This window comes from Photorhabdus antumapuensis (assembly GCF_020387775.1).
Taxonomy (GTDB): domain Bacteria; phylum Pseudomonadota; class Gammaproteobacteria; order Enterobacterales; family Enterobacteriaceae; genus Photorhabdus; species Photorhabdus antumapuensis.
This window is the reverse complement of the sequence record NZ_JAHZMK010000015.1, coordinates 22,251-32,759: the sequence shown is the minus strand read 5'-3', so window position 1 is coordinate 32,759 and position 10,509 is coordinate 22,251. Positions and strand designations below refer to the sequence as shown.

At 48.9% G+C, this 10,509-nt stretch carries 10 protein-coding genes; 1 reads left to right on the top strand and 9 read right to left on the bottom strand.

What is annotated here, in order from left to right; all coding sequences use genetic code 11:
• Positions 1-11: 11 nt before the first annotated feature.
• From bioD to bioB, 4 genes are read right to left on the bottom strand one after another with little or no spacing between them, the layout of a single operon-like run.
• Entirely contained in the window at positions 12-692 is a 681-nt protein-coding gene (bioD, locus tag KZ793_RS06155; protein ID WP_225814412.1) for a dethiobiotin synthase, read from the bottom strand.
• Positions 685-1,452, bottom strand: coding sequence for a malonyl-ACP O-methyltransferase BioC (gene bioC, locus KZ793_RS06150; RefSeq protein WP_225814410.1), 768 nt, complete (start codon positions 1,450-1,452; stop codon positions 685-687). The genes bioD and bioC overlap by 8 nt, the downstream gene beginning before the upstream one ends.
• A complete protein-coding gene (gene bioF / locus KZ793_RS06145; RefSeq protein WP_225814700.1) occupies positions 1,436-2,587 on the bottom strand; it encodes an 8-amino-7-oxononanoate synthase in 1,152 nt (383 codons plus the stop codon). Before bioF ends, bioC begins: the two co-directional genes overlap by 17 nt.
• Positions 2,587-3,624, bottom strand: a complete 1,038-nt coding sequence (bioB, locus tag KZ793_RS06140) for a biotin synthase BioB (protein ID WP_225814408.1) — start codon at positions 3,622-3,624, stop codon at positions 2,587-2,589. Before bioB ends, bioF begins: the two co-directional genes overlap by 1 nt.
• Before the next feature lie 93 nt (positions 3,625-3,717).
• Between bioB and bioA the strand changes: the two genes are divergently transcribed.
• Positions 3,718-4,989, top strand: coding sequence for an adenosylmethionine--8-amino-7-oxononanoate transaminase (gene bioA, locus KZ793_RS06135; RefSeq protein WP_225814407.1), 1,272 nt, complete (start codon positions 3,718-3,720; stop codon positions 4,987-4,989).
• A gap of 248 nt (positions 4,990-5,237) precedes the next feature.
• Here the strand turns inward: bioA and KZ793_RS06130 are convergent, their stop codons facing one another.
• The 5 genes from KZ793_RS06130 to tssF form a co-directional block, all read right to left on the bottom strand.
• Entirely contained in the window at positions 5,238-6,641 is a 1,404-nt protein-coding gene (locus KZ793_RS06130; protein ID WP_225814406.1) for a VasL domain-containing protein, read from the bottom strand.
• A 72-nt stretch (positions 6,642-6,713) separates the two neighbouring features.
• A complete protein-coding gene (gene tssE, locus KZ793_RS06125) occupies positions 6,714-7,148 on the bottom strand; it encodes a type VI secretion system baseplate subunit TssE (RefSeq protein ID WP_225814404.1) in 435 nt (144 codons plus the stop codon).
• Between the two features lie 3 nt (positions 7,149-7,151).
• On the bottom strand, positions 7,152-7,688 hold the full coding sequence (gene tssJ, locus KZ793_RS06120) for a type VI secretion system lipoprotein TssJ (RefSeq protein ID WP_225814402.1): 537 nt from the start codon (positions 7,686-7,688) through the stop codon (positions 7,152-7,154).
• The gene (gene tssG / locus KZ793_RS06115; RefSeq protein WP_225814400.1) at positions 7,669-8,745 is read right to left on the bottom strand and encodes a type VI secretion system baseplate subunit TssG; all 1,077 of its coding nucleotides are present in this window, start codon (positions 8,743-8,745) and stop codon (positions 7,669-7,671) included. Before tssG ends, tssJ begins: the two co-directional genes overlap by 20 nt.
• Positions 8,709-10,469, bottom strand: a complete 1,761-nt coding sequence (gene tssF, locus KZ793_RS06110; RefSeq protein WP_225814399.1) for a type VI secretion system baseplate subunit TssF — start codon at positions 10,467-10,469, stop codon at positions 8,709-8,711. The genes tssG and tssF overlap by 37 nt, the downstream gene beginning before the upstream one ends.
• Between the last annotated feature and the right edge of the window lie 40 nt (positions 10,470-10,509).

Sequence of the window (10,509 nt, the reverse complement as noted above, 5' to 3'; positions counted from 1 at the left end):
TATTCAATTATTCAATTATTCAGTAATTTTAAATCTATATATCCCCCTAAATGATTAAAATATTCTTGCGTTAAATGAGGAATCGTACCTAATAAAGGAGCAGGTAACATACGTTCTAGTGTCGCCAAATATTCTTGCTGGCGTTTGCCTGCTGGCTCAACCTCATTAGCTATCCAGCCTGCAAAATGTAATTCTGAACCTATAATTGCTTCCACGGTAAGGATCGCGTGATTAATACAACCTAGTTTCATCCCCACTGTCAAAATAACCGGCAATTGCTCTTTAACCACCCAGTCAGCAAAAGTCACCGCTTCTGATAAAGGGGTATACCAACCACCAGCGCCCTCAACTAAAACCCAGTCTGCTTTCTTTTCTAACTGATGCAGCCCCGTAGACATAACAGCAAAATCAATAGGTTGATTCAAGTCATCACTGGCAATATGGGGTGATGTTGCTTCAACAAATACTAGCGGATTCACTTCTTCATATTGCAAAGACACAGAACTATTTGCCAGCAATGCCAATGCATCGGAATTACGAACACCTGCCGGTGTCATTTTACTACCAGAAGCAACGGGTTTATAACCTGCTGTTTTATATCCTGCTTTAGTTGCCGCTTGTAACAAAGCACAACTTACAACTGTTTTACCCACTTCGGTATCTGTACCCGCCAAAAACCAGCGCTTAGTCACGATGAATCACTCCAAAAACAACCTGATAACTAAGAGGTAACTGTTCATTTTCCCGTGGATAAGCCTGCTCCAGAGCAATCAGCCGTCCACGCGTCATCAGTCCTTGCTGTCGCCCATAATGAAGGTGAGTCGCGCCAATCCCTTTCAGAGAACCCAATAGCGGCAATATATGAGAATATTGCTGGCGATGAACCTGATTAATAAGACAATGCCGGAACCCTTGACAGGCATCTTTAATTGTCTGTTGCGGCAGGAACTGATTAATATGCTGGTAGTTATCGACCGCACTCCAAGCTTGCTTCAATTCATGCAATGAACCTTTAGCCAAGGTGGAAAACAGAATCAATCCACCAGGACGGGTTACCCGATAAAGTTCTCTTAAAGCACTGGATAAATTATCACACCACTGAACAACCAGATTACTGAAACAGATATCAACACTGCTGTCAGCAAGCCCTAAATGTTCAATATCCCCTTGTAGATAATAGTCAGCCGCCAACTGTTTACGAGCATGAATCAGCATACCTGATGCCAAATCCAACCCAATAACCTGCTTCCCCTGTTGTCGCCAGCGGTGACTAAAAAAGCCCGTACCACAACCGGCATCCAATACTAATTTGCCGGGATGCTCACCAACTTGTTGCATGAGGAATTCACCGGTTTGTTGCTGTAATTTCGCTACCACATCATAATTGGCGGCCGCTCGTCCAAATGCTCCAGCAATCGCCTGTTTATTGGCAAATTCAGCTACGGAACCCATGCAACGCCTCCATCAACATATCAATATCCTGTGGCATATGTCTGGCTGTCAAAGTAATACGTAATCTGGCGCGGCCCGGTGGTACTGTTGGTGGACGGATGGCTTTAACCCAAATTCCTTTTTGTTGCAGATACTGAGACAAGGACACACTCAGCTCATTATCACTCACAATCAATGGCTGAATTGCGGTAGTTGAATCTGTCAGATCGAATGGCAGTTTCTGAGCTTGCTGGCGGAAATAATTGATATTCTGCTGTAAGCGTTGGCGCAATTCATCACCAGATTGTATCTGCCGAACAGCCTCGGAAAGCGCATGCGCCTGTGCAGGGGGCATAGCAGTGCTGTAGATCAGATGACGGGCATACTGAATTAGATATTCTGCCGTCTGCTCATCACAAAGCACCGCTGCACCACTCAACCCAAATGCTTTGCCAAAAGTGACAATCAAGATCTCCGGCTTGACTTCCTGTTGCCAACAACTTCCCCTTCCCTGCTCACCACAGACACCAATACCATGAGCATCATCCACCATTAACCAACTGCCAGAAGTTCTGGTTTGCCGATAAATATCGGCTAGCGGGGCGCAGTCACCATCCATACTGAACACACCTTCGGTTACCACCAGCGTCTTTCCAACACAAGGCGTTGCCAATAAATTTGCAAGTGATTCAGATTGATTATGCAGAAAACGCCGTAGCTGAGCGGGGGAATGCATAGCCGCTTCCATTAATGAAGCATGACTCAGACGATCGGCAATAATCCGATCCTGTTCCGTCATTAACGCGGCAATAACCCCCTGATTAGCAGAATACCCTGAAATAAACAGTAATGCTTTTGGATAACCCAACCAGTCAGCCAGTTGTTGTTCCAATAGCTGATGAGCCTTTGTATAACCCGCAATATGACCTGAACCGCCGCTGCCAACACCATATTGTTCAGCTCCCTGCTGCCATGCGGAAATGATTGCAGGATTGGCGCTTAACCCAAGGTAATCATTACTGGAAAAATTAAGATATTTGCCAGCAGCGGTATACAGGAAACGCCCATTTGATTTCTGATTGACCTGCCGCTGACGCCATAGCGAAGTGCCCTGACGCTCAGACAATTGCCGGGAAAGATAAGATGACCAATTCATCATAATGCCGCATTATAAAATTGTTCGTTATCCGCATTGATGATGGCTTCTGCCAAATGCTGCTGTTGCTGATTATCACCGAATGCTGTCTGAGTCTGCTGAGGATTAATACCTAACTTGCGAAATAGTTGTAAATCTTTATCTTCCGCCGGGTTAGGCGTAGTGAGCAACTTACAGCCATAGAAAATAGAATTGGCGCCAGCCATAAAACACATTGCCTGTGTCTGCTCATTCATCTGTTCACGACCTGCGGATAACCGAACATGAGAAGACGGCATCATGATCCTGGCAACCGCAATCGTGCGGATAAAATCGAAAGGGTCTACATCTTCGTTCTCAGCCAATGGCGTGCCTTTGACTTTAACCAACATGTTGATGGGTACACTCTCCGGCGGTTTTGGCAAATTTGCCAGTTGTACCAATAATGCGGCCCGATCACGGATCGCCTCACCCAGACCAACAATACCACCAGAACACACTTTTATTCCGGCCTCCCGTACTTTATCAAGGGTATCCAATCTGTCCTGATAGGTCCGAGTCGTAATGATGTTGCCATAAAATTCCGGGGAGGTATCAAGGTTGTGGTTGTAGTAATCCAATCCTGCATCCGCCAACCGCTGTGCTTGTAAACCATTAAGCATACCCAATGTCATGCAGGTTTCCATTCCCAATGCTTTGACTTCCTTAACCATTTTCTCCAGATAAGGCATATCCCTCTCATGGGGATTTTTCCACGCAGCCCCCATACAAAAACGTGTTGAACCCGCATTTTTAGCCTTACGAGCAGAATCAATCACCTGTTCCACTTCCATCAACCGCTCTTTTTCGAGACCGGTTTTGTAACGGGAGCTTTGCGGACAATATTTGCAATCTTCCGGACAAGCCCCCGTTTTGATGGAAAGTAGTGTACTGACCTGCACTTGCTGTGGGTCAAAGTAGATACGATGAACCTGTTGTGCTTGAAATAATAATTCGAAAAAAGGTTTATCAAACAGCTCTTGCGCCTGATTAATTGTCCATTGCTTACGCTCAATCACAATAACATCTCCAGTGTGAAAAAAGTCTAGTCAGTTTAAATAATGCCGTTATACTGTCAACCAATTTTAATAATATTAGTTTACATTAGCCTTATGACTTCTTCTGATATTGAATTTGATCTACGCCATATTTGGCATCCCTATACCTCCATGACTAGCCCTCTTCCGGTTTATCCGGTTGTTAGTGCTTCTGGTGTGGAACTAGAGTTGACTGATGGCCGTAAGCTGGTGGATGGCATGTCTTCCTGGTGGGCTGCCATTCATGGATATAACCATCCGGTACTGAACCAAGCCGCTAAAATTCAGATTGATCAGATGTCTCATGTCATGTTTGGTGGAATTACCCATCTACCCGCAATCGCACTTTCCAGACAATTAGTGGCAATCTCCCCGCCATCACTGGAATGTGTTTTTCTGGCTGATTCAGGTTCTGTTGCAGTGGAAGTGGCTCTGAAAATGGCATTGCAATACTGGCACGCAAAAGGTGAGAAACGTCAGCGTATTTTGACATTACGTCACGGTTATCACGGCGACACATTCGGTGCTATGTCTGTCTGTGATCCCGACAATTCAATGCATAATCTCTACAAAGGCTATCTGCCACCCCATCTGTTTGCCGAATCATCTCAGTGCGGATTTGACTCTCAATGGGACGAGCGGGATATCATGCCATTTCGCACTTTACTGGAGCAGCATTCCCTTGATATTGCCGCAGTGATCCTTGAACCTATCGTACAGGGTGCTGGAGGAATGCGAATTTATCATCCTGAATATTTGCGTCAGATCAGAATGCTTTGTGATCAGCACCGGATTCTATTAATTGCAGATGAAATTGCCACCGGCTTTGGCCGCACAGGAAAATTGTTTGCTTGTGAACATGCTGAAATTGAGCCAGATATTTTATGTGTAGGAAAAGCACTGACGGGTGGTTATATGACGCTATCAGCAACACTGACAACCCGTAAGGTAGCCGAAACAATTAGCAATGGTGAAGCAGGCTGTTTTATGCATGGTCCAACGTTTATGGGCAATCCATTAGCTTGTGCCGTAGCAGAAGCCAGTTTGAACTTGTTATTACAAAGCCCTTGGCAACAACGTATTAAATCAATTGAAAACCAATTAAAGACTGAATTGATGCCACTAAAACACCATGCAAAAGTGGCTGATGTTCGGATATTAGGTGCAATTGGCATCGTGGAGATGAAACAGCCTGTGAATATGGCGGCGCTACAACACCATTTTGTTTCTCAAGGTGTCTGGATAAGACCATTTGGCAAACTGATTTATTTGATGCCACCTTATATTATTCAACCAGAGCAACTTTCACGTCTGACAAAGGCCGTCTCTAGTGCAATTAATTTGTAATTTTTTATTATTAAACAAATTTTTTTGAATTTATTACGAACAATTAGTAAAGCTGAATTTCAGCTCGATCGAAAAAGCCCCCAATCGGGAGCCTTTTTTGAAAAATCTCTTCCCACTCCAACCTTCATAGCGAATAGAGGCGGGTGCTTACACAAGTAGAGTTACCTCTGGGCAAAGATTATTCAACAAATCGTCACAGTCAGGCAACGACAAAACGTCAACAACATTGTTCATAGATAAAAAAATCCTTATAGTTCATTGGGGTGATTAAGATTAACAAGAGGATGGGCGAGCAGTGCATAACGATTGAGTAATTGATTAAAACGGGTGTTAATTTGCTGACACAATGCCGGGGAGACCGTGCCACTTTTTTGTTGTTCGGCCAGTTGGCGCAGCAACTCTTCCAAGGGCGGTGTACTGAGCAACGGCTGCCGGATGCCAAACACCATCGATTTCAGTTCAGAACCGGTGAGATAACGACCCCGTTTTTCATCCAAAGCGTCGAGTCGTTCAGCCAGTTGTTGCAGACGTAATTTCGCCAGATGGTAATTTTCCAGCGCCTGCATCGGTAATGCATTGGCTTCACGCTGGTGTAACCACCCATTGTCCATCTCCTGCACCGTTTGGCTGGCCGGCCATAATGTTCGCAGTTGATGTAATAGCTGCGCCCCATACGTCAATCGCCACAACACAGGCAAGGCATCCAAACTTGCCAATTGTGCCCGGCTGGCCGCCAGTGTTTCCTCCTGCAACTGAGTCAACAACACTGCGTTGTCCGGGTAGCGTAACTCGGCAAGTTGTGCGGGGAGCAAAGTCTGCGGCAAAGGCTGCGTGGTTACTTGCAATGCCTGCGCCAGCGGCGGCGCTTGTCGCATACCTTTTACCCACCCAATACCGGTCACTGTCAGCGCGCATAACACGACACCCGCGACAAAACCGTGCCCGACTTTCCAACGAGAGGAGGTTAAAGCCCGGACCACTTTAATCTGCGGTTGTACGGACGAAAGGGTTTCCTGTGCCACATACATCAGTTGTGGCTGAGATTGTTCTGCGGACACCAAAATAGTCGTGTCCTCAATAGACGATACAGCGGCAGGAGATAGGGATACCGCCCCCTTTTCCTGTGCCAGACTCTCCAATCGCCGCGCACTGTTGTGAAACTGTACCCGGAGGCTGTCGAGTTTGCTCACATGTTTCAGTTCCAGACGTTGAAAGACTTCGCACAGATGCGCCAGCACCTTTTCTGTGCGATAAATTAGCGGCAGGTCGATATAAGAGAAAACACAGGTCCGCAGTACCTGTTGCAGACGGGCAACCAGCCAGGCAAATATCTCCACCCGCACATGAGTCGGTTGAGGCCAGAATTGTGACCACTGATGGCTCACTAACCCATCAATCAGTGCCAATCCTTCCTCAATACCGGCTAATCCGGTACGCTGTGCACGGGCCAATGTGTACCAGGCCGCACTTTGCAGCTCGACGCCATTTAAACGAAATAGCGCCAGGCAAAGCTGTTCAACCCTGGCCCAGTCAACATCTGGCCGGGCCGGATGGCTCAGTTTGCTCATTTCTTCTTTCAGTGCACTGAATTCAGGCAGTGCACGCGGGTCATCCCCCGTATGTACGGTGTAACCGGATGAAATTGCGGCCATAACATGTAGCCTCTGTTGCGTGATTAATACAGGCCAGAAAGGCAAACCCAAATAGCCTGATGAAACAAAAAATTAATCTATGCGCCCTTGCTGGCGTAAATGGCGGATCAAGACTTGCCCTTCCGGCACAAACTCCGTGCTAAAACGCACCAGTCCCACGCCTTTCAATTCCGCCTTGATGTCATAACGCAGATGCGCCGGTTCAAGCTGCGGCAGTAATGTCACCCTGATCTGCTTCAAACGCGGTTCATAAGTCAGCAGCGTCTGTTCGATCGTCGTGACCAAACGCTGTGATGAGGCCGGTAACGCTTGCAGGATGGTGTTGAGATCAGGCAGGCCGTAATCCGGTAAATGGGCGAGCGAACCCGCACGGCTGTTGAGGATGCGTTGCATATTGTTCAACACCGATAAAATCACCTGATCCCGCGGGCTGATCTGATCGATATCCAGCTCCCCGTTAAAGTGACGTGTCAACATTTCGTAAAGTGAGGGTCTCAACTGTTTCATCGGTTACTCCTTCATCGGATCCAGTGTCAATGTGCCGTTACCCAATTCGATAGTGCGCGGTTTATCTGCCGCCAGTTCATCACGCCTGAGCACCCGTCGCCAATCATGATGAGTCACATCCGGTGTATGGAACAGGCCCACCACCGCCACAAACCGCGCCGCCTTTTCCATCGGCATATCCAGCGCCACACTGCCCCCCGGCGCCACTCGGATATCCCGCTGGGCCAGCCTGTCCGCCTTGAGTGCCTCACTGTCACCACTCAACAGGTCGGCGTAACTGGCGTGTTCAAAGGCTTGATTGTCTTTCAGCTGATAGACACGCACCACCGTACTGAGCGGGATTTGCGCCTCATTGGTGTTGAGCGCACTGCGGGCATTAAAATCCAGATGCAGTGTCTTCACCTGCTGATGGAAAATGGATTGAGTCACGGCGACCGTGCCGTCGGTCATCGTCTGTGTCAGACCGCACCCCGCTAACCCTGTGGTCGCCAGCCACACCATGCTCCCCATCAGGACGGATTTAACATTGATAACCGCCATTTTCGGCCTCCCGATATTGATACTCAGACAATAACCCCTGATAGTGACCCAGATTGATCGTCACCCTGCCTGAAACAGCCTGTGCGCCCGGTTTTAACCCCAGTACCCCTGTGCGCCCTAACCGAACACGCTGTTTTCCCAACTGAGCCGGCGGCAATAGCCGTTTAGGTAACGTAAGATGTAATCGCACACCGCAGCGCCAGCCCAGATAAACTCGCAATAGCACCAACAGATCGGTATGCAGTTCTCTCTGCGGTAACCAACCCTGAGCCTCTTCAGCATCATCAGTATAAAGCGCCAGTACCATCTGACTGTTAACATCCGTCCCCATCTTTCCCAACACCGGACGTTGAGAGAGCGGAACCGGAGGGTGACGGTTCAGACGAGCCGGTTGCGTCAGCCGCACCCGCCGGCGATCATGCGCAGTCACTTTCGCCTGCGTCAACGGCGCCAACAGCCCGACCAGCTCAATCACCCCTTCGGCGGTCCGGGTTGGCAACCGCATGGTGCCGAGCAGAGCAAGAAAGCGAGAAACCGGTGTCGCAACCTGTTGCTGACTCCCCGGTATGCCTAAGCCAATCAGCCCAAGCAAGCACTGTGATGTCTCATCTTTCCCCCCGGGCTGATAAGTGGCCGGATAGGAATATTTACGCCAGATGCGGTAATACTGGGTCATCATCCGATGATTAAAAATATCCAAAAAGTCTGTCACGCCTTCATAGCCGTCACACCGCAGGACAATATCGTCCAGATAAACCGTCGGGAGCGGTGAATCCACACCGTACAGGCCCAGAAATGTGGTACGCACTGTCGGAGGCTGCTCCCGTTGTGTCTCATCCCATTCGGCATTTCTCAGCTCACTGGCGGGAAAATCCGTTCCGGGATGCGGCCGGAAACGGACCGGATCATCATCCGGGGAAAGGGTACTGCCCAGAGGCGGACGCTCATCCCGCCGACTTTCCAGCAACTGGCAGAAACGATAAAAGTTAAAACCAGAAATGTCTGGCGCCAGTTGTTGGACTAACCGGGAATACGCGGACTGTGATTTTCTTTCCATCGTAAACATCTCTCCGAAGGTTGTAGGATCAGGGTCAACTGGTTAAACAAGTGAATATCGCTATACAGCGAAAAGAAACGGTTCAGCATCTCACCGAACAAAAAAATATCGCCCTCGCCGGAGAAACCGCTACGGTTAAGGACAATCTCAATATCAACCCCCCGGAGCAAAAAGCCTTTCTCAAAACGCTGGATCATGCTGTGTTTCACCCCGACAATGGCATCCAGACGACGGCAGTTCATCTCGTCATCAGTCCAGTTATAAAGCCCCAGCGTCCCGCGCAGCACCTCCGGGTTATCCATCATGCTGAGAAAGTTGGAGCCGAGATGACTGAGTATCCGCCAGTGGAAACGGTCATTCGCCGGGGGATAACAAGGCAGCGTGGGTGAGCAGAGGTTTCTTACCCGCAGTTTGCCACCGGGGGATTGCAAGGTCTGTTCGAGTTGCGCATCCCGCAATGCCTGGCGGGGTAACTGGCCGTTGGTGCCCGTGATACGCAGCGATAACGTTTCATCATTAATCTCCGGGTCATTTTCAAACGATTCACCGCCGAGGATCAGCCAGGTATCATGCAAACCGGAAGGACTCGCACTGACACGCGTGTGATAGTAACGTTCCGGCGCGGTGCTGCGCATGATCCCGCCCCGATGGCGAAAGCTGCTAAACGGCACAAAACGTTGGGCTTCACCCCGCCCGGAAGTGAGCACATCATCTACTGAGTAAATTTCGGTGTGACCATCCTGAATGCGCATCGGACGCAGTAAATACTCATGTTGCAACCGCGAAATGGGCATCGGATCGGCCTCGACATTAAACAGGTTGATCACCGGGACACAATGCAACCGGATATTCTCCGCCGAAAAGGGCAACTCAAACGGCCACAGTTCACTCAATACGATATCCAGTTCAAACCACGGCGTACCGGCAGGAATATGCAATGTTTCCAGTCCATTGAGGGCCACAAACATAAATTTTTCACGGAAAGTAAAATATTCCATCAACAGTTGATAACCACTGAACGCATTTTCCCCTTTGGGCCACAGCACATCATCGTTATCAAACCCCATCGGTGAGAAAAAGCCCTCAAAATAGCGACGCTCCATCCCGGACAAACGTACATACATGTGCTGAGTTTGCCGGGTTAGCGCCAGATGCAGTGCAGAACTCACCGGATTGCCCGCTTTGAGGTACAAGGGCAGTCGCGTCAAATCAACTTTATTCCAATCCGCCCGTTGACCACAGTCAAAACGCAGACGGATCACTGAACGTCCATCGATTTCATTTTGCAGCGTGGCCGAAGTGATGTGCAACGGCGTGATGCACATATCACGGGTAGTACGGTAGTAGCATCGTGTCTGACGCGGTCCCACAGGCTGCGATACCACCTCAAACCCTTTGGCAATACTCTCACTTCTTGGCAAATCCTGATAATCCGGTGCCAGTTCCACAATGGAAAGTGAGGGGATCGTGCGCATATAATGCGGCCACAACAGGCTGACCAGCCCTTCCGTCAACTCTGGCAAACTGTCGTCGAGCTTCTGACGCATCCGGCCCATCAGGAAAGCAAAGCCTTCGAGTAACCGCTCCACATAAGGATCGAGATCCCGTTCGTCATCCAGATTAAGCATGGCGGCCCGATCCGGGTGCGCTGATGCAAACTCTTTACCTGCCTCACGCAGATAGCGCATTTCCGCCTCGTAATAGCGGAGAATTAAATCATCCATCGCATGGTTCTCTTGATTGTTACAAAAATTCGGAAGAAGG

Excerpts from the sequence above, each read along its gene's own strand:
- bioA (WP_225814407.1), top strand. The coding sequence starts at position 3,718 with ATGACTTCTTCTGATATTGAATTTGATCTACGCCATATTTGGCATCCC.
- bioC (WP_225814410.1), bottom strand. The coding sequence starts at position 1,452 with ATGGGTTCCGTAGCTGAATTTGCCAATAAACAGGCGATTGCTGGAGCA.
- bioF (WP_225814700.1), bottom strand. The coding sequence starts at position 2,587 with ATGAATTGGTCATCTTATCTTTCCCGGCAATTGTCTGAGCGTCAGGGC.
- tssE (WP_225814404.1), bottom strand. The coding sequence starts at position 7,148 with ATGAAACAGTTGAGACCCTCACTTTACGAAATGTTGACACGTCACTTT.
- KZ793_RS06130 (WP_225814406.1), bottom strand. The coding sequence starts at position 6,641 with ATGGCCGCAATTTCATCCGGTTACACCGTACATACGGGGGATGACCCG.
- tssF (WP_225814399.1), bottom strand. The coding sequence starts at position 10,469 with ATGGATGATTTAATTCTCCGCTATTACGAGGCGGAAATGCGCTATCTG.
- tssJ (WP_225814402.1), bottom strand. The coding sequence starts at position 7,688 with ATGGCGGTTATCAATGTTAAATCCGTCCTGATGGGGAGCATGGTGTGG.
- tssG (WP_225814400.1), bottom strand. The coding sequence starts at position 8,745 with ATGGAAAGAAAATCACAGTCCGCGTATTCCCGGTTAGTCCAACAACTG.